Annotated in this window: 18 protein-coding genes and 1 pseudogene; 12 read left to right on the forward strand and 7 right to left on the reverse strand. The window is 65.5% G+C overall.

Translation table 11 applies throughout. The annotated features are described in order from the left end of the window. Nucleotide 1: 1 nt before the first annotated feature. From ACQKQA_RS07510 to edd, 5 genes are all read right to left on the reverse strand, one after another. Entirely contained in the window at nt 2-1,261 is a 1,260-nt protein-coding gene (locus tag ACQKQA_RS07510) for an AGE family epimerase/isomerase (RefSeq protein WP_427555062.1), read from the reverse strand. Nucleotides 1,262-1,485: 224 nt separating this feature from the next. After that, a complete protein-coding gene (locus ACQKQA_RS07515; RefSeq protein WP_427555064.1) occupies nt 1,486-2,955 on the reverse strand; it encodes an ATP-binding protein in 1,470 nt (489 codons plus the stop codon). Then, complete coding sequence (locus ACQKQA_RS07520) at nt 2,945-3,676, reverse strand: response regulator (RefSeq protein ID WP_427555066.1); 732 nt, start codon at nt 3,674-3,676, stop codon at nt 2,945-2,947. Before ACQKQA_RS07520 ends, ACQKQA_RS07515 begins: the two co-directional genes overlap by 11 nt. 207 nt (nt 3,677-3,883) lie before the next feature. Continuing rightward, nucleotides 3,884-4,840, reverse strand: a complete 957-nt coding sequence (locus ACQKQA_RS07525) for a glucokinase (protein WP_427555068.1) — start codon at nt 4,838-4,840, stop codon at nt 3,884-3,886. Beyond that, nucleotides 4,837-6,663 (reverse strand): phosphogluconate dehydratase, encoded by a 1,827-nt coding sequence (gene edd / locus ACQKQA_RS07530; protein ID WP_427555070.1) that lies wholly within the window; start codon nt 6,661-6,663, stop codon nt 4,837-4,839. The genes ACQKQA_RS07525 and edd overlap by 4 nt, the downstream gene beginning before the upstream one ends. Before the next feature lie 222 nt (nt 6,664-6,885). Here edd and gap point away from each other — a divergent pair, with 222 nt between their 5' ends. The 9 genes from gap (at nt 6,886) to ACQKQA_RS07575 (ending at nt 18,112) form a co-directional block, all read left to right on the forward strand. Then, nucleotides 6,886-7,890, forward strand: coding sequence for a type I glyceraldehyde-3-phosphate dehydrogenase (gene gap, locus ACQKQA_RS07535; protein WP_427555072.1), 1,005 nt, complete (start codon nt 6,886-6,888; stop codon nt 7,888-7,890). 129 nt (nt 7,891-8,019) lie between these two features. Next, complete coding sequence (locus ACQKQA_RS07540) at nt 8,020-8,484, forward strand: methylglyoxal synthase (RefSeq protein WP_427555074.1); 465 nt, start codon at nt 8,020-8,022, stop codon at nt 8,482-8,484. A gap of 73 nt (nt 8,485-8,557) precedes the next feature. Beyond that, nucleotides 8,558-9,076 (forward strand): RNA polymerase sigma factor, encoded by a 519-nt coding sequence (locus ACQKQA_RS07545; protein ID WP_427555076.1) that lies wholly within the window; start codon nt 8,558-8,560, stop codon nt 9,074-9,076. A 104-nt stretch (nt 9,077-9,180) separates the two neighbouring features. After that, nucleotides 9,181-10,152, forward strand: a complete 972-nt coding sequence (locus tag ACQKQA_RS07550) for a FecR family protein (protein ID WP_427555078.1) — start codon at nt 9,181-9,183, stop codon at nt 10,150-10,152. Nucleotides 10,153-10,427: 275 nt separating this feature from the next. Next, nucleotides 10,428-13,022: a TonB-dependent receptor gene (locus tag ACQKQA_RS07555; protein WP_427555080.1), complete on the forward strand. Its 2,595-nt coding sequence runs from the start codon at nt 10,428-10,430 to the stop codon at nt 13,020-13,022. A 119-nt stretch (nt 13,023-13,141) separates the two neighbouring features. Then, nucleotides 13,142-13,750 (forward strand): biliverdin-producing heme oxygenase, encoded by a 609-nt coding sequence (locus ACQKQA_RS07560; protein ID WP_427555082.1) that lies wholly within the window; start codon nt 13,142-13,144, stop codon nt 13,748-13,750. A gap of 93 nt (nt 13,751-13,843) precedes the next feature. Continuing rightward, on the forward strand, nt 13,844-14,245 hold the full coding sequence (locus ACQKQA_RS07565; protein ID WP_427555084.1) for a YbaN family protein: 402 nt from the start codon (nt 13,844-13,846) through the stop codon (nt 14,243-14,245). Nucleotides 14,246-14,443: 198 nt separating this feature from the next. Continuing rightward, the gene (locus tag ACQKQA_RS07570; RefSeq protein ID WP_427555086.1) at nt 14,444-16,582 is read left to right on the forward strand and encodes a methyl-accepting chemotaxis protein; all 2,139 of its coding nucleotides are present in this window, start codon (nt 14,444-14,446) and stop codon (nt 16,580-16,582) included. Nucleotides 16,583-16,762: 180 nt separating this feature from the next. Continuing rightward, complete coding sequence (locus tag ACQKQA_RS07575; RefSeq protein WP_427555088.1) at nt 16,763-18,112, forward strand: CoA transferase; 1,350 nt, start codon at nt 16,763-16,765, stop codon at nt 18,110-18,112. Nucleotides 18,113-18,321: 209 nt separating this feature from the next. Here ACQKQA_RS07575 and ACQKQA_RS07580 read toward each other — a convergent pair whose 3' ends face one another. Continuing rightward, nucleotides 18,322-19,191, reverse strand: a complete 870-nt coding sequence (locus ACQKQA_RS07580) for a DNA-3-methyladenine glycosylase family protein (protein WP_427555090.1) — start codon at nt 19,189-19,191, stop codon at nt 18,322-18,324. Next, nucleotides 19,188-20,615, reverse strand: coding sequence for an arginine-ornithine antiporter (gene arcD / locus ACQKQA_RS07585; RefSeq protein WP_427555092.1), 1,428 nt, complete (start codon nt 20,613-20,615; stop codon nt 19,188-19,190). Before arcD (ACQKQA_RS07585) ends, ACQKQA_RS07580 begins: the two co-directional genes overlap by 4 nt. Before the next feature lie 449 nt (nt 20,616-21,064). Here arcD (ACQKQA_RS07585) and arcD (ACQKQA_RS07590) point away from each other — a divergent pair, with 449 nt between their 5' ends. From arcD (ACQKQA_RS07590) to ACQKQA_RS07600, 3 genes and pseudogenes are all read left to right on the forward strand, one after another. Further along, nucleotides 21,065-22,492: an arginine-ornithine antiporter gene (gene arcD, locus ACQKQA_RS07590; protein WP_427555094.1), complete on the forward strand. Its 1,428-nt coding sequence runs from the start codon at nt 21,065-21,067 to the stop codon at nt 22,490-22,492. Between the two features lie 36 nt (nt 22,493-22,528). Next, nucleotides 22,529-23,785: an arginine deiminase gene (gene arcA / locus ACQKQA_RS07595; RefSeq protein ID WP_427555096.1), complete on the forward strand. Its 1,257-nt coding sequence runs from the start codon at nt 22,529-22,531 to the stop codon at nt 23,783-23,785. Nucleotides 23,786-23,870: 85 nt separating this feature from the next. Next, a pseudogene (locus ACQKQA_RS07600) lies at nt 23,871-24,528 on the forward strand (ornithine carbamoyltransferase); the annotation flags it as partial.

Raw genomic sequence — 24,528 nt, forward strand, 5'->3', positions numbered from 1 at the left:
GTTACATAACCTGCAGTCTAGACACCTGCGCCAATGCTGAAGCCATGCTCGGCGCCAATGGCAAACGTGGAATCAGCACCGCCTGCCAGGCGTGGTACAGGTCCGGCTTGCCGGCCCAGATCTCGGCGCTGGGCCGGTTGTCACAGCCCAGTTCGTGGTGCCAGCTGCCGTGCAGCGGGTCGATGAAATGCTCGGCGGTGAACTCCCAGAAGCGCCGATACCAGGTTTCGTACTGCACATCGCCGGTGCGTTGCAGCAGGGCGCTGGCCGCCGCGCTGGCTTCGGCGTGGGTCCAGTGCAGGCGCTGGCGCACCACGGGGCGCTGGTCCCAATCCAGGGTGTAGACGATGCCCGGCGCGCCATCGACGTCCCAGGCATCGCGGCAGGCGTTGTCGAAGAGTTTCTGCGCGTCCGTCAGCAGCCAGCCGGGGGTGAGCATTCCGGCCTGGCAGCGCGCGGCTTCCAGGTGCAGCAGCAGGCGGGCCCACTCGAACGCGTGGCCAGGGGTGGTGCCGTAGGGGCGGAATCCGTCGGCCGGATGCTCGCGGTTGTAGTCCGGCAGCGGCTGCCACTGCCGGTCGAAATGCTCCAGCACCCGGTAATCGCCGGCGGCGGCATGCCGATGGATGACCCGCTCGACAATGTGCAGGGCGCGGTTGAGCCAGCGCGGGTCCTGGGTGACGTCGGCCAGGGCGAGGAACGCCTCGGTGGCGTGCATGTTGCTGTTGGCGCCGCGATAAGCCTCTTCCGCGCTCCAGTCGCGGTTGAAGGACTCGCGCATCGCGCCCTCCTCCTCGCTCCAGAAATAGCGGTCGATGACCCGGATCGCCTCCGCCAGCAAGGCCTCGGCGCCAGGGCGCCGGGCCACCACTGCGGAACTGGCCGCCAGGGCGACGAAGGCATGCAGGTACGCGGCCTTGCCGCTGTTGCCGTCGCAGTGATCGGGGACAGCGAACCAGCCGCCGTGCTCGCCGTCGCGCAGCGCGCCGTTGAGCGCGGCGATGCCGTGGTCCACCAGCGCCGCGTAACCGGGAATGCCCTGGATATGGGCCATGGCGAAGCTGTGGGTCATGCGCGCGGTGTTCATGGTGCCGGCCCGGGCGCCGCTCGGCAGGCGCCCGCGCTCGTCCAGGTCGCCGAAGCCCTCGGGCAGCTGCGCCGCGCAGGCGAACTCCAGCAGGCGCTGGCCTTCGGCGGCCAGCCATCGATGGTGGGCAGGGGCGTTCAGCCAGCTGCTGAACGCCAGGGGAATACTGTTCATGGCGGACCTGTTGTTGTTTTTATCAGGGCCTTGAGTCTAAACAACGGGTTCGCGCTGGCAGGTAACGAAGGTCACGGGAAATGTCACCGCCCCGTGACAAAACACCGGACTTCTGTAGGAGCGAAGCTTGCTCGCGAAAAACGTCAACGATGACACGGTGTGGTTGAACGAGCGCCGCTGCGCGGCTATCGCGGGCAAGCCTCGCTCCTACAAGGTGAGGGCATTCAGTCCGCGGGACGGGGCAGGTACAGGGTGACGCGCAGGCCGCCTTCGCGCAGGTTCTGCAGGCTGACCTCGCCGCCGTGGCTGTGGGCGATGTTGCGCGCGATGCCCAGGCCCAGGCCGTAGCCCTGCTGTTGGCCGGACAGCCGGAAGTGCGGCTCGAACACCTGCTCCAGACGCTGCTCCGGCACACCGGGGCCTTCGTCGTCGACATGCAGGATGAACGCGTTGGCATCGTCGTCGATGTGCAGATGGGCGTTCTGCCCGTACTTCAGCGCGTTGTCGATCAGGTTGCCCATGCAGCGCTTGAGCGCCAGGGGTTTGCCCGGATACGGCGCCAGCGCCCGCCCCTGCTGGGTCACCCGGCCGTTGCCGTCGGGCCCCAGGTAAGGCTCCACCAGGCAGTCGAGCACCTGGTTGAGGTCCACCGGTTCGATGTTCTCGTGGATATCGGTGTCCTTGACGCATTGCAGCGCGCCCTTGACCAGCAACTCCAGCTCATCCAGGTCGCGGCCGAACTTGGCTTGCATCTGCTCGTCTTCCAGCAGCTCGACCCGCAGCCGCAGGCGGGTGATGGGCGTGCGCAGATCGTGGGAAATGGCGCTGAACAGCTGGCTGCGCTCGGTCAGATAGCGACTGATGCGCTCGCGCATGGCATTGAAGGCGCGGCCGACCTCCACCACTTCGCTGCCGCCGCCCTCGGCCACCGGCTGCACATCGGCGCCCAGGGACATGTCCCGGGCGGCCCGCGCCAGACGCTTGAGCGGCCGGCTCTGCCAGTGCACCAGCAGGCCGATGAACAGCAGCAGGAAACCGCTGGTGAGTACGATGAACCACACCTGCTGCGCCGGCAGCCCCTGCTCTTCGAGGCTGGTGTAGGGCTCGGGCAGCAGCGAGGCGATGTACAGCCATTCCCCCGGCGCCATCTCGATCTGGGTGACCAGCACCGGCGGGTTCACCGGTTCCAGGGTCAGGGCGTAGTGGGCCCAGGAACGCGGCAGCTCGTCGAGCTTCAGGCCACCGTTGAAAATCCGCAGGTCGCCGGGACTGACGAAGGTCACCGAGATATAGGTGTCATTGCCCAGGGACTGGCGCAGCACCTCTTCCACCGCCTTGAGCACCGCCTGCTTGCGCGGGGTGATGGGCAGCACTTCCATGCCCAGCGGCTTGTCGTTGAGGGTCACCACAAAGCGGGTGCCGCCCATGCTGCGCAACTGGTCGAGCACCAGCGGCCGGTAGGCCACCGGCAGCGAGCGGAAGTAGCTGACGCTGGCGGTCATCGAATGGGCCAGGCTGCGAGCGCTGGTGACCAGGCCTTCGAGCTGGGAAGCGCGCAACTGCGACACCCAGATCACGCTGGACAGGGCCTGGGCGAACAGCACCACCAACAGGGTCAGCAGCAACATCCGGCCCAGCAGCGAACGCGGCACCGGTACCCGGGCCAGCAGTTTGCGCCAGAACTCAGTGGCCATTGCCGGCAACCACAGTGGCTGCCAATTGATAGCCGCTGCCGCGCACGGTACGGATCAGCCGCGGCGGCTTCTCGGTGTCGCGCAGACGCTGGCGCAGGCGGCTGACCGCCATGTCGACGATGCGGTCCAGGGGCATCAGTTCACGCCCGCGGGTGGCATTGCCGATGGTGTCGCGGTCGAGGATTTCCTGGGGGTGGTCGAGGAACAGCTTGAGCAGGGCGAAGTCGGCGCCGGAGAGGATCACCTCTTCGCCGTCGTTGTGGAACAACCGGTGGCTGACCATGTCCAGGCGCCACTCGTCGAAGCACAGCACCTCGCCGCCGGCGCGCTCCTGGCCGAATTGCGCACGGCGCAACAGGGCCTTGATCCGCGCCTGCAATTCCCGGGGGCTGAAGGGTTTGCCCAGGTAATCGTCGGCGCCCAGCTCCAGGCCGATGACCCGGTCGGCTTCGTCGGAACTGGCGGTGAGCATGATGATCGGCACCTGGCCGACCCGCGGGTGCTGGCGAATCCAGCGGCACAGGCTGAAGCCGTCTTCGTCCGGCAGCATCACGTCAAGAATCACCAGGTCGCTCGGCGCCTCGTTCAGCGCCTGGCGAAAGCCGGCGCCATTGGGCGTGCTACGAACCTGGAAGCCGGCGCGGCTGAGGTAGGTCTCCAGCAGCTCGCGGATTTCCTGATCGTCATCAACCAACAAGATCGACTTACTGACTGAACTCACGCGGGCCGTCCTTTGTTGTTATGAATGGGGCCGAATTATGCCTTACAGATCAGCAAAACGTTGATACGAAAGCCCTGTAGCCGCTGCCGAGCCCGCGAGGCTGCGATAAGGCCGAAGGCCTTCAGCGATCTTCAGATCCCCGCGCCCGCTTCGCGGTCGATCGCAGCCTCGCAGGCTCGGCAGCGGCTACAGAGAAAGAGCCCCGCTTCAGGCGAACGCCTGTTCCAGCGCCACACCGGCGCCGGTCAGCCCGGAATACGGCGCGGTCACCAGCCACACCGGGATGCCCTTGAAGTAATCGCTCATGCAGCCCTTGTCGGCAAAACAACGGGCGAAACCGCTCTTGACGAAAAAGTCGGCGAACCGCGGGATCACCCCACCGACGATGTACACGCCGCCGCGCCCGCCGGTGGTCAGCACGTTGTTGCCCGCCACCCGGCCCAGCCAGCAGCAGAACTGCTCCAGCACTTCCAGGGCCACCGGGTCGCCGGCCAGGCCGGCCGCGGTGATGGCTTCCGGGGTCTCGAGCAGCGGCTCGTGGCCGTCCACCGCGCAGATCGCCCGGTACAGCCGCGGCAAGCCGCCGCCGCTGAGGACCGTCTCGGCGCTGACGTGACCGCTCTCGCTGTAGAGGTGCTGCCACAGCTGGGTTTCCCGCGGGCTGCTCAGCGGCAGGTCGACATGCCCGCCCTCCCCCGGCAAGGCCGTCCAGCGGCCTTCGCCCAAATCCAGCAAGGTGCCGACACCCAGGCCGGTGCCCGGGCCGATCACCACCGCCGGACGCAGCGGCTCCGCCTTGCCTTCGCAGACCACCCGGAACTCCCCCGGCTGCAGGCGGGTCATGCCCAGGGCCATGGCCGAGAAGTCATTGACCAGCAGCAGTTCGTCCACCTGCAGGGTCTGGCAGAAGGCCTTGCGGCTCAGGCGCCAGTGGTTGTTGGTAAAACGAAATTCGTCGCCGCCCACCGGGCCGGCCACCGACAGGCACACCGCGCCGATGGCCCCCGGCGCCAGGCCGAGCCCGTCCAGGTAGACGCCTATGGCCTGTTCCGGGCTGGCGTGGTCCGCCGTCGCCAAGACCTGGATCGATTCCAGGCGCTGGTTTTTCCACAACGCAAAACGTGCATTGGTTCCGCCAATGTCACCGACCAGCGCTAACTTCACTTAAGGTTCTCCAGGGCAGAGGTAAAGGCGCTGGCACCCTGCTCCGCCGAGCTGAAGGCCATGCGCATGAAACCGAACAATTCGCGACCGCTGCCGACGTTGTTGCCCAGCAGGCCCTGGGCCGGTTCACGGGCGGCGAATTCGGCGGCGTCTACCTTAAGCTCCAGCGTGCCCTTTACGCCATCCACGCGAATGATGTCGCCATCGCGCACCCGGGCCAGCGCACCGCCGACCTGGGCTTCCGGGCTGACGTGGATCGCCGCCGGGATCTTGCCCGAGGCCCCGGACATGCGCCCGTCGGTGACCAGCGCGACCTTGAAGCCGCGGTCCTGTAGCACGCCGAGGAACGGCGTCATCTTGTGCAGCTCCGGCATGCCGTTGGAGCGCGGCCCCTGGAAGCGCATCACCGCGACGAAATCCTTCTCCAGCTCGCCGGCCTTGAACGCGTCGGCCAGGTCCTGCTGGTCCTGGAACACCACCGCCGGGGCTTCGACGATCTGATGCTGCAAGGCCACCGCGGACACCTTCATCACCCCGCGCCCGAGGTTGCCTTCCATCACCCGCAGCCCGCCTTCCGGGGAGAACGCCCGGGCCACCGGGCGCAGGATGTTTTCGTCGAGGCTTTCGGTCGGGCCGTCGCGCCACACCAGCTTGCCGTTGTCCAGGAACGGCTCCTGGGTGTAGCGGCTCAGGCCACGGCCGGCCACGGTGTTGACGTCTTCGTGGAGCAGCCCGGCTTCCAGCAGTTCGCGGATCAGGAACGCCATGCCGCCCGCGGCCTGGAAGTGGTTGATGTCGGCCTTGCCGTTCGGATAGACGTGGGACAGGGTCGGCACCACCTCGGAGAGGTCGGCCATGTCCTGCCAGGTCAGCTGGATGCCCGCGGCCTGGGCGATGGCCGGCATGTGCAGGGTGTGGTTGGTCGAGCCGCCGGTGGCGTGCAAGGCGACGATGGAGTTGACCAGCGAACGCTCGTCGACGATCTCGCCGATTGGCGTGAAGTTGCCGCTCTGTTTGGTCAGGCGGGTGACCTGCTGCGCCGCCTCATGGGTCAGGGCATCGCGCAACGGCGTGTAGGGGTTGACGAAGGACGCGCCCGGCAAGTGCAGGCCCATGACCTCCATCAGCAGCTGGTTGGTGTTGGCGGTGCCGTAGAAGGTGCAGGTGCCGGGGCTGTGGTAGGACTTCATTTCCGATTCCAGCAGCTCTTCGCGGGTCGCCTTGCCCTCGGCGTAGCGCTGGCGCACGTCGGCCTTTTCCTTGTTGGAAATGCCCGACGGCATCGGTCCACCCGGCACGAAGAGGGTCGGCAGGTGGCCGAAGCGCAGCGCGCCCATCATCAGGCCCGGGACGATCTTGTCGCAGATGCCGAGCATCAGCGCGGCGTCGAACATGTTGTGGGACAGCGCCACCGCGGTGGACAGGGCGATCACCTCGCGGCTCGGCAGGCTCAGCTCCATGCCGGCCTCGCCCTGGGTCACGCCGTCGCACATGGCGGGAGTGCCGCCGGCGAACTGGCCGACCGAACCCATCTCCCGCAGGGCCTTCTTGATCAGTTCGGGAAAGTGCTCATAGGGCTGATGCGCCGAGAGCATGTCGTTATATGACGAAACAATCGCCACGTTGGCCGCATTCATCATGCGCAGGCTGTGCTTGTCTTCGGCACCGCAGCCGGCGACGCCGTGGGCGAAGTTCGCACACTGCAGCTTGCCCCGCTGCGGGCCATCGCTGGCGGCGCCGCGGATCAGGGCGAGGTAGGCCTCGCGAGTGGCGCGACTACGGGCGACAAGCCGTTCGGTGACCTCAAGAACGCGGGGATGCATGTGTAGAACTCCAGGCTAACGGAAGTGGCGACCTGTTTGTCTATGCTGGTCAAAACGCCCGCCGCACAGGGGATGGCAGAGGGTTTCTTGACCATTTGGACCAGTTGATTCAGGTCACTCGTTGTAGATAAAACAAAATACTGCCATCAAAAAGGCTTGTTTTCTATTTTTTTGCGAATAATCTTGTAATTCCAACAACAAAACACGGCAGGCGCTTTTCCAATGACTCTACGCATCGCAATCAATGGCTTTGGCCGTATCGGCCGCAACATCCTGCGCGCACTGTATACCCAAGGCTATCGTCAGGATCTGCAGATCGTCGCCATCAACGATCTGGGTGACAGCTCGCTCAATGCCCACCTGCTCAAATACGACACCGTCCACGGCACCTTCGACGCCGAGGTGCAGCACGATCAGGAAAGCCTGACCGTCAACGGCGACCGGATCGCCGTCAGCGCCATCCGCAACCCGGCCGAACTGCCCTGGGCCGCCGAGAAGATCGACGTGGTATTCGAATGCACCGGTCTGTTCACCGACCGGGCCAAGGCCGCCGCCCACCTCACCGCCGGCGCGCGCAAAGTGATCATTTCCGCCCCGGCCAAAGGCGCCGACGCCACCGTGGTGTATGGGGTCAACCACGACATCCTGCGCGCCTCGCACCAGATCATTTCCAATGCGTCGTGCACCACCAACTGCCTGGCGCCGGTGGCCCAGGTGCTGAACCGCGAGCTGGGCATCGAAAGCGGTTTGATGACCACCATCCACGCCTACACCAACGACCAGAACCTGACCGACGTCTACCACAGCGATCCGTACCGCGCCCGTTCGGCCACCCAGAACATGATCCCGAGCAAGACCGGCGCCGCCGAAGCCGTGGGCCTGGTACTGCCGGAGCTGGCGGGCAAGCTGACCGGCATGGCGGTGCGGGTGCCGGTGATCAACGTCTCCCTGGTGGACCTGACCGTGCAGCTCAAGCGCAACACCACCAGCGAGGAGGTCAACGCCCTGCTCAAGAGCGCCAGCCAGCACTCGAAGATCCTCGGCTACAACAGCCTGCCGCTGGTCTCCAGCGACTTCAACCACAACCCGCTGTCGTCGATCTTCGACGCCAATCACACCAAGGTCAGCGGCGGCAAGCTGCTCAAGGTACTGGCCTGGTACGACAACGAGTGGGGCTTCTCCAACCGCATGCTGGATAACTGCCTGGCCCTGTGCAACGCCGAATAAACCGGCGGCCAGCGACGCGGGAGCGGCCGCAGGCTGCGATCTTTTGAACTTCAACCCGGAGCTTCAAGCGCGCAAAGATCGCAGCCTCGGCCGCTCCTGCAGATTTCACTCATGCGGGAGCAGCCACCGATGATCGGTATCAGCTTCACCCAGGCCAGCATGGCGGCGCGCAAGCGTATCGCCCTGGTGGCCCACGACCATTGCAAGAGTTTCCTGCTGGACTGGGCCGAACGGCAGAAGGACACCCTCGCCCGGCACGACCTGCTGGCCACCGGCACCACCGGCCAGTTGCTGCAGCAGCGCCTGGGCCTGCCGGTGGAAAGCATGATCAGCGGCCCCCTGGGTGGCGACCAGCAACTCGGGGCGCGGATCGCCGAGCAGCGGGTCGACATGCTGGTGTTCTTCTGGGATCCCTTCGAGCCCCAGCCCCACGACCCAGACATCAAGGCCCTGCTGCGGGTCGCGGCGGTGTGGAATATCCCCGTGGCCTGCAACGAATGCAGCGCCGACTACCTGCTCGGCAGCCCGCTGATGGACCAGGCCCACCGCTACCGGATTCCGGACTACCAGGCCTACCTCGCCGGGCGTCGATAACTCACCCGGGGCTTGACCTTTGGCGCAGATGATAAGCATTATCATCTGCTGCCGAAATCAGTCAGGTCCCGCAGTGAGTCAATCGCACTTCAATCACGTCTTTCTCGCCCAGCGCGTTTCGCTGCTGCGCACGCTGCAGCGGATGGTCGACAACCCCAGCACCGCCGAGGACCTGTTGCAGGAAACCTACCTGCGCGTGACACGGGCCTTGAGCGAACGCGCCGTCGAACACCTTGAACCCTTCGTCTTCCAGACCGCCCGCAACCTGGCGCTGGACCACCTGCGCGCGCGACGCATCCAGGCCCGCACCCTGCTCGAGGACGTACCGGTGGACGTGGTCGAAAACGTCGCCGCGCCCCTGAGCAGCGCCGAGGATGCCGCCCACGCCGAACAGTTGCTGGAGCGCCTGAACATGAGCCTGGCCCAACTCAGCCCGCGCCAACAGCAGATCTTCATCCTCAGCCGCCTGCACGGCCACAGCTACCTGGAGATCGCCGAAAAGCTCGCCGTTTCCCAGAGCACCGTGCAAAAGGAACTGAAGCTGATCATGGCCATCTGCATTGGCGTCGCCGAGCGCTTGAACGGGCGCTGAAGGCCAAGCCGGGCAGGCGTCGGCCGCGGCCCTTTGCTACCCTTGATCGCCCTGCACTCCCCTACTAAAAAACAGCCGTGCCCAGACACAGCCGAGGAACACCCGTGACGGACATCCACAGCACCCGGCCGACTCCCCAGGACGGGCAGCCCACCGCCGAGCAGGCCATGGACCAGGCCCTGGACTGGCTGATCCTGCTGGACAACCCGAGCCCCGAGCAGACCCGGCAGTTTCAGGCGTGGCTGAACGCCTCGCCCCGGCACAGCGAGGCCTTCGACCAGGCCCAGGCCATCTGGAACGGCCCGCAGGTGGCCCGCTGCGCGCAAAGCCTGAGCGCGCAAAAGCCCAGGCGCGGCGTGCTGGCGCGCCTGCGCCCGCACTGGCGACCGCTGGCCACCGCGGCGGTGCTGATCCTCGGCCTGTTCAGTTTCAGCAACCTGCCCCTGCGCCTGCAGGCCGATCACCTGACGGTGGTTGGCGAGCGCCAGCGCCTGCAACTGGAGGACGGCTCGAAAGTCCTGCTCAACACCAATTCGGCGTTCTCCAGCCGCATCGACGAGCAGCGGCGCACGGCCCGCCTGTACCAGGGCGAAGCCTTCTTCGAGATTCCCGCCAGCCGCGGCCAGCCGCTGGAGCTGGACGCCGGCCCGGTGCGCGCCAGCGTGCGCGACACCGCCTTCGCCGTGCGCTACCTGGACGGCGTGGCCCAGGTCCGGGTGCAACGCGGCGATGTCGACCTGCGCGCCACCCACGACGACGCCCGGGTGCGCCTGTCGGCCGGCGAAAGCATCCGCATCGGCCCCAACGGCTTCGACCGCCCGGCCAGGCTCGACCTCGACAAGGACCTGGCCTGGATCCAGGGCCGGCTGGTGTTCGAGAACTGCCCGCTGAGCCAGGTGCTGGCCGAACTGGGCCGCTATTACCCAGGCTGGATCGTCAACAACAACCAGCGCCTGGCCGACGTCGCCGTCACCGGCAACTACCGCCTCGACCAGCCCCTGGACGTGGTGCGCTCCCTGGCCCACATCACCTCGGCGCGCCTGCAAGAGTTCCCCGCCCTGGTGATTCTCAACTAGCCTCTGCACGAAAACTGGCTGCGCTCGATCATGCTGCGTTAAAAACAGGCTCGGAATGCTCATGTAGGCCCCTACAGTCGAGCGCGACCCCGGCCGTTCCTCGCCTGTTTTTGCCTTGCCTGATCTTCGCTCGCCGAGTTTTCGTACAAAGGCTGACGCATTTATTTTTACGCGATCGCCCACGGTCGTTCGTCTCGTTATAGCCAATGCAATTGATTCGCATTAAAAATACGAATCAGCACCTATAAAGATTCGTGCGACACGGAGCGCTATCGATGTCCTCTCGCCTCAACAGCCGGTCCTCTGTTTCCCCTCGCCAGGCCCGCCGGCAGCACTGCACCCTGTCCCTGCTGACCGCCGCCATCCTGCTGGCTGGAGCCCAGGCCGCGCCGGTCATGGCCGCCACCGCCCCGGCCCAGCCGGCGCACAACATGGGCGACTACCGCTTCGCCATCGACCAGCAGCCGCTGGTATCGGCGCTGAACGCCTTTACCGCCGTCACCGGCTGGCAGGTCGGCCTGCCGGCCGAATTGGGCGAAGGTATCGCCTCCCCGGGCGTGCACGGTTCGCTGCCGCCGGAAAAAGCCCTGGAGCGCCTGCTGATGGGCACCAACCTGAGCTACCGCAAGCTGGGCAGCAACAATATCGTCCTGGAAAAACGCGCCAGCGGCGGCGCCCTGAACCTGCAACAGGTGACCATCAGCGCCACGCGCCAGGAGCAGGACATCAACAGCGTGCCGAGCACCGTGACCGTGCATGACCGCCAGGACCTGGACCGCAACAACGTCAACACCATCAAGCAACTGGTGCGTTACGAACCGGGGGTTTCGGTCGGCGGCGCCGGCCAGCGCGGCGGCATCAGCGGCTACAACATCCGCGGCATCGACGGCGACCGCATCCTGACCCAGGTCGACGGCGTCGAGATTCCCAACGGCTTCTTCAACGGCCCCTACGCCAAGACCCAGCGCAACTACGTCGACCCGGAAATCGTCAAGCGCGTGGAAATCCTCCGCGGCCCGGCGTCGGTGCTGTACGGCAGCAACGCCATCGGCGGCGCGGTCAGCTACTTCACCCTGGACCCGGACGACATCATCAAGCCCGGCCAGGACGTCGGCGCCCGTCTCAAGACCGGCTACAGCTCGGCGGACGACAGCTGGCTGAAGTCCGCCACCCTGGCCGGGCGCAGCGGCGAATTCGACGGCCTGCTGCACTTCAGCCAGCGCGACGGCCACGAAACCGAGTCCTACGGCAGCCACAACGGTACCGGCCTGGACCGTACCGCCGCCAACCCGGAAGACGTGCGCACCACCAACGTGCTGGCCAAGGCCGGCTGGAACTATGCCGACGACGCGCGCCTGGGCCTGACCTACGAGAAGTACAAGGACGACCGCGACACCAACCAGAAAAGCGCCGTGGGCGGCCCGTTCGACGCCGGCCGGCCGCAGGGCATGTATCGCTCGCGCACCGGCAACGACACCATCACCCGCGAGCGCTTCGGCCTGGACAACCGCTTCGCCCTCGATAGCCTGGTGGCCGACCACCTCAAGTGGAGCCTGAACTACCAGATCGCCAAGACCGACCAGAGCACCCTGGAAAACTACTTCCCGTTCGTCCGCAACGTCATGCGCAGCCGCCAGACCCTCTACGAAGAGAAACAGTGGGTACTCGACGCCCAGGCCGACAAGGCCTTCGCCCTCGGCGAAACCGAGCACCTGCTGACCTACGGCGCCACCGTCAAGCAGGAGAAGGTCACCGGCTCGCGCAGCGGCAGCGGCACCTGCCTGGCGGTCGGCCGCGGTTGCACGGCGGTCGGCGCCATCAGCCCGGCCGACGTGCTGAAGAAGTCCAGCGACTTCCCGGACCCGACCATCAACACCTACAGCCTGTTCGCCCAGGACCAGATCAGCTGGAACCGCTGGACCTTCCTGCCGGGCCTGCGCTACGACTACACCCAGCTCAAGCCCCACGTGACCCAGGAGTTCCTCAACACCGTGTCCGCCGACGGCCGGGGCTCGGTGAGCGACGAGAACAAGACCTGGCACCGGGTCTCGCCCAAGTTCGGCCTGACCTACGCCCTGAGCGACCAGTACACCTGGTACGGCCAGTACGCCGAAGGCTTCCGTACCCCGAGCGCCAAGGCGCTGTACGGCCGCTTCGAGAACACCACCACCGGCTACCGCGTGGCCCCGAACTCGAACCTGGAACCGGAGAAGAGCCAGAGCTATGAAACCGGCCTGCGCGGCAACTTCGAGTCTGGCAACTTCGACGTGGCGGTGTTCTATAACAAGTACCGCGATTTCATCAACGAAGACGCGGTGAAACCGGGCTACGACGAACTGACGTTCCAGAGCAACAACATCAAGCACGCCACCATCAAGGGCGTGGAAGTCAAAGGCCGCTTGAACCTGGACGCCCTCGGCGCCCCCCAGGGCCTCTACACCCAGGGCTCGGTGGCCTACGCCTACGGTCGCAACAACGACACCGGCGAGCCATTGAACGCGGTCAACCCGCTGACCGGCGTGTTCGGTCTGGGCTACGACCAGGACCACTACGGCGCCCTGCTCAGCTGGACCCTGGTGAAAAAGAAGGACCGCGTCGACAGCAGCAGCTTCAAGACCCCGGATGGCACCAGCGGCCAGTTCAAGACCCCGGGCTACGGCGTGCTCGACCTGACCGGTTTCTACAAGGTCACCGACGACGTCACCGTCAGCGCCGGCGTCTACAACCTGACCGACAAGAAGTACTGGCTGTGGGACGACGTGCGCGGCTACGACAGCGTCGGCGAGGCCGCCGTCCTCAGCCCGGCCAACCTCGACCGCCTGACCCAGCCGGGCCGCAACTTCGCGGTCAACCTGATCTGGGACATCTGAGCCCGTGCCCCCTCACTGCGCTTTTCGATGGGGCGCAGTGAGGTTTTTTTACTGTGCCGCGTCTTCTTGTTCGTCTAGTTAGCAACTGCATCTCATTTTCATTCTTCAAGGACATCGTCATGACTGCCCCCGATTCCACCCAGCGTCCGAGCCTGCGCTCCCAGCGCCTGAACCAGATCACCCACGAACCCCATGCCAAGCTCGACGCCCTGGTCAAGGCCCATGCGCCCTTTGAGAGCGCCAGCAGCTTCGCCCGCTTCGTCGTCGCCCAGTACCTGTTCCAGTCCGAACTGGTGGCGCTGTACAACGACCCGGCGCTGATCGCCATCGTCCCGGACCTGGCCCAGCGCTGCCGCGCCGAGGCAGCCAAGGCCGACCTGGCGGACCTGGACACCGAAGTCCCGGCCCCGGTAGCGGGCGCGTTGCACAACCCGAGCAAGGCCGAAGCCCTGGGCTGGCTGTTCGTCTCCGAAGGCTCCAAGCTCGGCGCGGCGTTCCTGATCAAGCGCGCGGTGGGCCTGGGCCTCAGTGAAACCTTCGGCGCCCGGCACCTGGGCGAACCGGCCGGCGGTCGCGCCGAGGGCTGGAAAACCTTCACCCGCATCCTCGACGGCCTGCAACTGAGCGCCGAAGAAGAAGCCGCCGCGGAAAAAGGCGCGCTGGATGCCTTCACCCGGTTTACCGTGCTGCTGGAACAGGCCTACGCCACGGCCCCCGAACTGGCCTGATATAGTGCGCGAGCCAGCCCGCCTCTCTAAGGCGCGGGCTGGCCGATAACCGTTGCAGACTGCCCCTATGCTCGTCACCTCATCAGCGAACCCATGACCGGCAAGACCCGATCCCCGTCCAAAGCTTCCCGCCTGTTCTTCGCTTGCCTGGCCTACGTCAGCCTGGCCATCGGCCTGATCGCCATCGTCATCCCCGGCCTGCCCACCACCGAGTTCGTGCTCCTGGCCGCCTGGGCCGCGACCAAAAGCTCGCCGCGCCTGAGCGCCTGGATGGAAAACCACCGCCTGTTCGGCCCCATCCTGAGCAACTGGCGCAACGGCCGGATCGTCAGCCGCCGGGCCAAGATCAGCGCCACCGTCAGCATGCTGCTGTGCGCTGGCCTGATGCTGAGCCTGCTCAACCATCACTGGACCCTGTACCTGGCATTGGCCGGGATGGGCCTGGGCAACCTGTGGATCTGGTCGCGCCCGGAGGCTCTGGCCCAGGCCTCCTGAGCGCAATCGCCCTCGCCTCCCGTTCACGGGGCCCGCTGACCGGCGTTCTCCCGTGTATGTCAAACATGTGACCGCTCGTCGGCTTTTATTCAGACAAATCCTACCCAAGCCGATGTTTCGGGCATGGCGCTGAATGGATTTGGCGACTGGAGTCACTCGACTCACCGCCCATCACCTGTCCATTCGCGAGATCGCCTTATGTTCGACTCTCTGTCCATTCGCCTGAAAATCGTGCTGTTGTCCGGACTGTGCCTGCTCGGCGTGGTGGGCCTGATCGTCGGGATGAACATCTACCAGACCAACCAGAACGATCAGCTGGTCAGCAGTTCCAGCTCGCGGATGCTCACCGACAGCGTGCAGAACCTGCTGCAGGCCCGGGCCGCCGAGCAGGCGGTGCGGGTGCAGAAAACCTTTGGCGAGAGCCTGCTGGTGATCACCGCCCTGGCCGACCAGGTCAGCGACCTGCGGGCCATGGCCGGCAAGCGCGGGCTGGACGCCCAGGCCCTGCGCGAAGAACTCAACCACAGCCTGAAGACCGCCTTCGAGCGCAACACCCAGGTGCTGGGCGTCTGGCTCGCCTATGAACCCAACGCCCTCGACGGCAAGGACAGCGAATTCGCCAACGACGCCGCACGGGTCTCCAACGAAGCCGGACGCTTCGCCAGTTACTGGAGCCGCGCCGGTGGCACCGGGCTGAACACGGTGATGGTCGAAGAAGACATGAACAAGACCACCCTGAGCCTCAGCGGCACCCCCTACAACAGCTGGTACACCTGCCCGCGCGACAACAAGCGCAGCTGCCTGCTGGAGCCGTATGCCGACACCGTGGGCGGCAAGCTGATGCTGATGACCACCATTTCCCTGCCGCTGATCGTCGAGGGCAAGGTCATAGGCGTGGTCGGCGTGGACATCGCCCTGGATGCCCTGCAAGCCGCGGCCGTCGACTCCCAGCGCGGGCTGTTCGACGGTGCCGGGCACATGCTGATCGTTGCCGGCAGCGGGGTCCTCGCCGCCTACAGCAACGATGCGGCCAAGGTCGGCAAGGGCATCGCCGAGACCCTGGGCGCCGACGGCAAGGATGTCCTGCAAACCCTGGGCGGCACTGCGCCGAAAATCCTCAAGCAGGGCGACCTGATCCGCGCGGTGTACCCGGTCAGCCCGATCCCCGGCGCCCGCCCCTGGGGCGTGGTGATCGACCTGCCGGAGCAGGTGCTGCTGGCCGACTCGGTGAAGCTGCAGGCCGTGCTCGACGAGTCCCAGACCCAGGGCACCCTGATATCCCTGCTGGTGGCGGCAGTCGCCGGCGTGCTCGGCCTGCTGCTGATCTGGCTGACCGCCTCCGGCGTGACCCGGCCGATCAACAGCGTCGCGCAGATGCTCAAGGAAATCGCCAGCGGCGACGGCGACCTGACCCAGCGCCTGAACTACGCCAAGAAAGACGAACTGGGCAAGTTGGTGGGCTGGTTCAACCGCTTCCTCGACAAGCTGCAACCGACCATCGCCCAGATCAAGCAGAGCATCAGCGACGCCCGCGGCACCGCCGACCAGTCCTCGGAGATCGCCCGCCAGACCAGCGAAGGCATGCAGGTGCAGTTCCGCGAGATCGACCAGGTGGCCACCGCCTCCAACGAAATGAGCGCCACGGCCCACGACGTCGCCAACAGTGCCTCCAACGCCGCCAATGCCGCCCGTGGCGCCGACCAGTCGGCCAGAGACGGCCTGAGCATCATCGAGCGCAGCACCCGCGACATCGGCACCCTGGCCGAGGAAGTCAGCAAGGCGGTGCTCGAGGTGGAAGCCCTGGCGGTCAACAGCGAGCAGATCGGCTCGGTGCTGGAAGTGATCCGCAGCATCGCCGAGCAGACCAACCTGCTGGCCCTGAACGCGGCCATCGAGGCGGCGCGGGCCGGGGAAAGCGGCCGCGGCTTCGCGGTGGTCGCCGACGAGGTGCGCAACCTGGCCAAGCGCACCCAGGATTCGGTGGAGGAAATCCGCCTGGTGATCGAACGCATCCAGAGCGGCACCCGGGGCGTGGTGGCGACCATGCATTCGAGCCAGGCCCAGGCCCAGAGCAACGCCGGGCAGATCCAGCAGGCGGTGCAGGCCCTGGGCCGGATCAGCGACGCGGTCACGGTGATCAGCGACATGAACCTGCAGATCGCCAGCGCCGCGGAACAGCAGAGCGCGGTGGCCGAAGAGGTCAACCGCAATGTCTCGGCAATCCGCAGCGTGACCGAATCCCTCACCGAACAGGCCACCGAATCGGCCCAGGTCAGCAGCCAGCTCAACGCCCTGACCACCCAGCAGATGAAGCTGATGGATCAGTTCCGCGTCTGACCCCCTCTTTGTAGGAGCGAAGCTTGCTCGCGATAGCCGTGCAGCGGCGGTTCCCCAGGCACCGCGTTATCGTTGGCGTTCTTTCGCGAGCAAGCTTCGCTCCTACAGGTAGCCCTGCTCCGTGCTGCGGCGCTTCACGCTTTTGCTCTATGCTGCCCCCTCTCTAGCGGAGGGCCTGCAATGACCGATCTACTGTCGTCTGTTCAAGCCGCGCTTGGCTTACCCCGAACCCCGATTGCCTTGACCTCGAGCGGCGCCCTGCCCTCGGCCTTTGCCGTGACCGAACTGGCCAGCGCCAGCATCGCCGCGGCCGGCCAGGCAACGGCCGAACTGCTACACGACCGGACCGGGCGCCTGCCCGCCCTGAGCGTCGACCGGCGCCTCGCCTCCTTCTGGTTCGCCACCTCCCTGCGCCCGCTCGGCTGGAGCGTGCCGCCGCTGTGGGACCCGGTCGCCGGCGACTACGCCACCCAGGACGGCTGGATTCGCCTGCACACCAACGCGCCCCATCATCGCCGTGCCGCCGAACAGGTGCTCGGCCCGGTCGCGGATCGTCCGGCCATGGCCGCCCGGGTCGCGCAATGGAACAAGCACGACCTGGAACAGGCGGTGGTCGCGGCCGGCGGTTGCGCCGCGCAAATGCGCAGCTGGAACGACTGGCAGGCTCACCCCCAGGGGCAGGCGGTGAATGCCGAACCGCTGGTGCACTGGCTGGCGCACAGCGTAGGCGCCGCGCAACCCTGGCGTGGTTCGCAAGCCCGGCCCCTGGCCGGGATCAAGGTGCTGGACCTGACCCGGGTGCTGGCCGGCCCCATCGCCAGCCGCTTTCTCGCCGGGCTGGGGGCCGAGGTGCTGCGTATCGACCCGCCGGACTGGAACGAGCCCGGCGTGGTCCCGGAGGTCACCCTGGGCAAGCGCTGCGCCCGGCTGGACCTGCACGACACCGCCGACCGCCAGGTATTCGAAAACCTGCTGGGCGACGCCGACCTGCTCCTGCACGGCTATCGCGCCGATGCCCTGGAGCGTCTCGGTTACGGGGCGGCCGAGCGCCAGCGCATCGCCCCGGCGCTGATCGATGTGAGCCTCAATGCTTATGGCTGGAGCGGCCCGTGGCAGAACCGCCGCGGCTTCGACAGCCTGGTGCAGATGAGCTGCGGCATCGCCGAGGCCGGCCAGCGCTGGCAGCAGGCCGATAAACCGCTGCCACTGCCGGTACAGGCCCTGGACCATGCCACCGGCTACCTGATGGCCGCCGCGGCGATCCGTGCCCTGACCGAACGCCTGAAAACCGGGGCCGTCGGCAGCGCCCGGCTGTCGCTGGCGCGCACGGCGAAGCTGTTGATCGAGCATTCCCAGGGCCATGCCGAAGACGCCTTACGCGCCGAAGACCAGAACGATCAGGGATTATTGGTGGAGCAGACATCCTGGGGCCCGGCCCATCGCCTGCGGGTGCCCTTGCAGATCAGCGGCACACCGCTGCAATGGGACCACCCCGCCAGCGACCTGGGCGCCCATCGCCCGCAATGGTAAGCGCGGCTGTAACCCCGTAGCCCTGTAGCCGCTGCCGAGCGTCAGCGAGGCTGCGATCGAGGACGCAGTCCTCGCCAAGCCTGCCCATGCGGTATGAATGACGTAATGCGTGGCCTGATTTGCGACCGCTTCGCGGCCGATCGCAGCCTCGCTGACGCTCGGCAGCGGCTACAGGATCGCGGGGGTACAGGGGTTATGGGGTTACGGGATTACAGAGCCGTCCACAGATGCTGCGCCGCATAGCCGCGCCAGGGGCGCCAGGCTTCGGCGCGGGCCAGCAGTTGGCTAGGGGTGACCGGCCCGCCTTCGAGCGCTGTCAGGGCATTGATCAGGCCCACGTCCGCCGCCGGAAACGCATCCGCCTCGCGGAACTGCCGCAGGGCCACGTAGTGCGCGGTCCAGTCGCCGACGCCCCACAACGCCAGCAAGGCCGACAGGCTGTGCTCGAGACTGGCCTTGGGCGCAAACAGCTGCGGGTCGTCGAGGACCGCCTGGGCCACGCCGGACAGGGTTCGCCCGCGGCTGCGCGGCATGCCCAGGCTCGCCAGGTCGGCGCCGGCCATCCGCGCCGGCTCGGGAAACACATGGCTCAGCCCCTCGGGCACGCCCACGTCACACAACGGCTGGCCATACCGCGCCACCAGCTTGCCCGCCAGGCGGATGGCCGCCGTCACCGTGATCTGCTGCCCCAGCACCGCGCGTACCGCCAGCTCGAAACCGTCCCAGGCCCCAGGCACGCGCAACCCCGGGCGCACGGCGATCAAACGCGCCATCAGCGGATCGTTGGAGAGGTGCCGGTGAATGGGCGCAAGGTCGGTGTCCAGGTCCAGCAGGCGGCGAATGCGCGCGACGATCCGGGGGTGGGCGTGCGGCTCGGGAAAGTGCAGCTGCAGATCCAGGGACGGCGCCAGCGCCTCGGCCTCCCCCGGGCCCACGCTGAACCAGCCGTGCACGCCATCGAGGCTGATGCTGCGCCAGTAGCGTTCGCCGCTGACCCGCTCCAGCCCGTCGATGGCCCGCGCCTGGAGAAAGGCCAGCATCGCCGGCCAGTCGTAAGGCGGACGGTAGACCAGCCTCACAACGACAACACCCCGCTGTACAAGCCATAGGCGGCCAGCATGGCCCCCATGACCACACAGCTGAAAATGCCCTTCTCGACACCCGTGAACAACGGCTCGCCCTGCTCGTGCTTGGCCTTGGCGAACAGGATCACCCCGGGGGCGTAGAGCAGCGCCGAGAGCAACAGGTACTTGACCCCGCCGGCGTACAGCAGCCAGATCGCGTAGCACAGGGCGACCCCACCGATCAGCAAGTCTTTCATGCGTTCGGCCGAAGCGTGCTCATAGGTCTCGCCGCGGCCGCTGAGCAACACCGCGTAGGCCGCCGACCACAGGTAGGGCACCAGGATCATCGACGACGCCAGGTAGATCAGGCTGGTGTAGGTCCCGGCGGAGAACAGGGTAATCAGCAGGAACACCTGGATCATGCTGTTGGTCAGCCACAGGGCGTTGACCGGCACGTGGTTGGCGTTTTCCTTTTTCAGGAAGGCCGGCATGGTCTTGTCGCGGGCCGTGGCGAACAGGATCTCGGCACACAGCAGCGCCCACGACAGCAAGGCCCCGAGCAGGGACACCGCCAGGCCGACGCTGATCAGCAACGCGCCCCAGGGCCCGACGATGCGCTCCAGCACCGCCGCCAGCGACGGGTTCTGCAAGGTCGCCAGTTCCGGTTGGCTCATGATCCCCAGGGACAGCACGTTCACCAGCACCAGCAGGGCCAGCACGCCGATGAAGCCGATCACCGTGGCCCGGCCGACGTCCGTGCGTTTTTCGGCCCGGGCCGAGTAGACGCTGGCGCCTTCGATACCGATGAACACGAAGACCGTGACCAGCATCATGTTGCGCACCTGGTCCAGCACGCCGCCGAAGTTCGGGTTGCTGTGGCCCCAGATATCGCGGGTGAAGATATCGGCCTTGAACGCCACCGCGGCAATCGCGATGAACATCACCAGCGGCACGATCTTGGCCACCGTGGTGATCAGGTTGATGAAGGCGGCTTCCTTGATCCCGCGCAACACCAGGAAGTGCACGGCCCACAGCAGCACCGAGGCGCAGGCGATGGCCACCGGGGTGTTGCCCTGGCCAAACACCGGGAAGAAATAGCCCAGGGTGCTGAACAGCAGCACGAAGTAGCCGACGTTGCCCAGCCAGGCGCTGATCCAGTAGCCCCAGGCGGAGGAGAACCCCATGTAGTCGCCGAACCCGGCCTTGGCGTAGGCGTACACCCCCGAGTCCAGCTCGGGCTTGCGGTTGGCCAGGGTCTGGAACACGAAGGCCAGGGTCAGCATGCCCACCGCGGTGATCGCCCAACCGATCAGGATTGCCCCAGCGTCGGCGCGGGCCGCCATGTTCTGCGGCAACGAAAAGATCCCGCCGCCGATCATCGACCCCACCACCAGGGCGACCAGGGCGCCGAGCCGCAATTTTTGTGTGGTTTGTGGCATGCCTACCTCTGCATCCGGTCCATTTGTCCGACAACCAAACTATATGCAAGTAAACAACTTCCACAGGCTGGCGACGGACTAAAATTGTCAATTATTCATCTTTTGCGGCCTCATCAATATGACGCCGATCAGAACATATTGAATAGTGGAGACTTTTATTTTGCATAAAGGCTGAATGCCATCAACCGGACAGTTCCCTTATAACTTTTTTACTAGTTGCGCATTCTCGAAAGCGGACTAGGTTCAATCTGGCATCAATGAGAAGCCCTGTCCCCCCAGCCTTCCAGGCCTTCCGCAATGGCACTTCCAGACCTAGTACAGACTGTCGCGAAGACTGTTTAAGTCGTTCATTCACAATGGAATGTAGCGATGACCTGATCTAAGTCAGCTGTTCGTATGACGCGCGGATTTACTCTGACATCTCTCTTCTCCTGCAATGGAGTCACGCAATGTCTGACACTCCCGGAAAACTAAGACTGGGTGCGCTAGTCGCTTTGGTAGTCGGCTCGATGATTGGCGGCGGGATCTTTTCGTTGCCACAGAACATGGCCGCCAGTGCCGATGTAGGCGCTGTTCTTATTGGTTGGGCCATTACGGCCGTCGGTATGTTGACACTGGCTTTCGTGTTCCAGACCCTGGCCAACCGCAAACCCGACCTGGACGGCGGCGTCTACGCCTACGCCAAGGCCGGTTTCGGCGACTACATGGGGTTCTCCTCCGCCTGGGGCTACTGGATCAGCGCCTGGCTGGGCAACGTGGGGTACTTCGTACTCTTGTTCAGCACCCTGGGCTACTTCTTCCCGCTATTTGGGGAGGGGAATACTCCTGCCGCGGTGATCGGCGCCTCGGTGCTGCTGTGGGCCGTGCACTTCCTGGTGCTGCGCGGGATCAAGGAAGCCGCCTTCATCAACCTGATCACCACGGTCGCCAAGGTGGTGCCGCTGCTGCTGTTCGTGCTGATCGCCCTGTTCGCCTTCAAGCTGGACATCTTCACCGCAGACATCTGGGGCGTGAAGAACCCGGACCTGGGCAGCGTAATGAACCAGGTGCGCAAGATGATGCTGGTCACCGTCTGGGTGTTCATCGGTATCGAGGGCGCGAGCATCTTCTCCTCCCGCGCGGAAAAACGCTCGGACGTGGGCAAGGCCACCGTGATCGGCTTCATCACCGTGCTGCTGTTCCTGGTGCTGGTGAACGTGCTGTCCCTGGGCATCATGACCCAGCCGGAACTGGCGAAACTGCAGAACCCGTCCATGGCCGCGGTACTGGAACATGTGGTCGGCCACTGGGGCGCGGTGCTGATCAGCGTCGGCCTGATCATCTCGCTGTTGGGGGCGCTGCTGTCGTGGGTGCTGCTGTGCGCGGAGATCATGTTCGCCGCGGCCAAGGACCACACCATGCCGGAGTTCCTGCGCAAGGAAAACGCCAACCACGTGCCGGTCAACGCCCTGTGGCTGACCAACGTCATGGTGCAGATCTTCCTGGTCATCACCCTGTTCTCGGCCAGTACCTACCTGTCGCTGATCTACCTCGCCACCTCGATGATCCTGGTGCCCTACCTGTGGTCGGCGGCCTATGCCGTGCTGCTGGCAGTGCGCGGCGAAACCTACGAAACGGCCCTGGCCGAACGCAAGAAAGACCTGTTCATCGGTGGCATCGCCCTGCTCTACGCGATCTGGCTGCTGTACGCCGGCGGGGTCAAGTACCTGCTGCTTTCCGCCCTGCTCTATGCCCCCGGCGCGATCCTGTTCGCCAAGGCCAAGCTGGAGTTGGGCAAACCGGTTTTCACCAACGTCGAGAAGCTGATTTTCGCCGCAGTGGTCATAGGCGCCCTGGTGGCCGCCTATGGGCTCTACACCGGCTTCCTGACCCTGTAACAGCACTATTGTTTTTACCTCTGGAGGATCACTGTAATGACCACGGGAAAAGTTAAGTACGGCGTCCATTCCGAAGCCGGCAAACTGCGCAAAGTCATGGTTTGTTCCCCAGGCCTGGCCCATCAGCGGCTGACCCCGAACAACTGCGACGAGCTGCTGTTCGACGATGTGATCTGGGTCAACCAGGCCAAGCGCGATCATTTCGACTTCGTCACCAAGATGCGCGAGCGTGGCGTCGAAGTCCTGGAAATGCACAACCTGCTGACCGATACGATCCAGAACCCCGAAGCCCTGAAATGGATCCTGGATCGCAAGATCACCCCCGACACCGTCGGTGTCGGCCTGACCAACGAAGTGCGCAGCTGGCTCGAAGGCCTGGAGCCGCGCAAGCTGGCCGAGTTCCTGATCGGTGGCGTGGCCGGCGAGGACCTGCCGGAAAGCGAAGGCGCCAGCGTGATCAAGATGTACCGCGACTACCTGGGCCACTCCAGCTTCCTGCTGCCGCCGCTGCCCAACACCCAGTTCACCCGTGACACCACCTGCTGGATCTACGGCGGCGTGACGCTCAACCCGATGTACTGGCCGGCCCGTCGCCAGGAAACCCTGCTGGCCAACGCCATCTACAAATTCCACCCCGAGTTCACCAACGCCGACTTCGAAGTCTGGTACGGCGACCCGGACAAGGATCACGGCCAGGCCACCCTCGAGGGCGGCGACGTGATGCCGATCGGCAACGGCGTGGTGCTGATCGGCATGGGCGAGCGCTCCTCGCGCCAGGCCATCGGCCAGCTGGCGCAGTCCTTGTTCGCCAAGGGCGCGGTGGAGAAAGTGGTGGTGGCCGGCCTGCCGAAATCCCGGGCGGCGATGCACCTGGACACCGTGTTCAGCTTCTGCGACCGCGACCTGGTCACGGTCTTCCCGGAAGTGGTCAAGGAAATCGTGCCGTTCGTCATCCGCCCCGACAGCAGCAAGCCGTACGGCATGGACGTGCGACGGGAGAACAAGTCGTTCATCGAGGTGGTGGCCGAGTCCCTGAACCTCAAGCAACTGCGCGTGGTGGAAACCGGCGGCAACAGCTTCGCCGCCGAACGCGAACAGTGGGACGACGGCAATAACGTGGTGGCCCTGGAGCCCGGTGTGGTCATCGGCTACGACCGCAACACCTACACCAACACCCTGCTGCGCAAGGCTGGCGTGGAAGTGATCACCATCAGCGCCGGCGAACTCGGCCGTGGCCGTGGCGGCGGCCACTGCATGACCTGCCCGATCGTGCGCGATCCGATCGACTACTAAGCGCCCTCATTCGAATACAGCAGCTTGCCGTTGCCCCCACAAAGGGCCCCGGCAAGTGGACGACCGAAATCAAAGGAGATCCATCATGGCTTTCAATATCCACAACCGTAACCTGCTGAGCCTGGAACACCACACTCCACGGGAGCTGCGTTACCTGCTCGACCTGTCCCGCGACCTGAAACGCGCCAAATACACCGGCACCGAGCAGCAGCACCTCAAAGGCAACAACATCGCGCTGATCTTCGAGAAGACCTCGACCCGTACCCGCTGCGCCTTCGAAGTCGCCGCCTATGACCAGGGCGCCAACGTCACCTACATCGACCCGAACTCGTCGCAGATCGGCCACAAGGAAAGCATGAAGGACACCGCCCGGGTCCTGGGGCGCATGTACGACGCCATCGAGTACCGCGGCTTCAAGCAGGAAATCGTCGAGGAACTGGCGAAGTTCGCCGGGGTGCCGGTGTTCAACGGCCTGACCGACGAATACCACCCGACCCAGATGATCGCCGACGTGCTGACCATGCGCGAGCACGCCGACAAGCCGATCCACGACATCAGCTACGCCTACCTGGGCGACGCCCGCAACAACATGGGCAACTCGCTGCTGCTGGTGGGCGCCAAGCTCGGCATGGACGTGCGCATCTGCGCGCCCAAGGCCCTGTGGCCCCATGACGATCTGGTCAGCCCAGCTACGGTGCCTTCATTGATATTGACCTTGAGCGCCACACGGTTGCGCGGCTGCG

It is taken from the genome of Pseudomonas sp. NPDC089530 (genome assembly GCF_050280705.1).
GTDB lineage: Bacteria > Pseudomonadota > Gammaproteobacteria > Pseudomonadales > Pseudomonadaceae > Aquipseudomonas.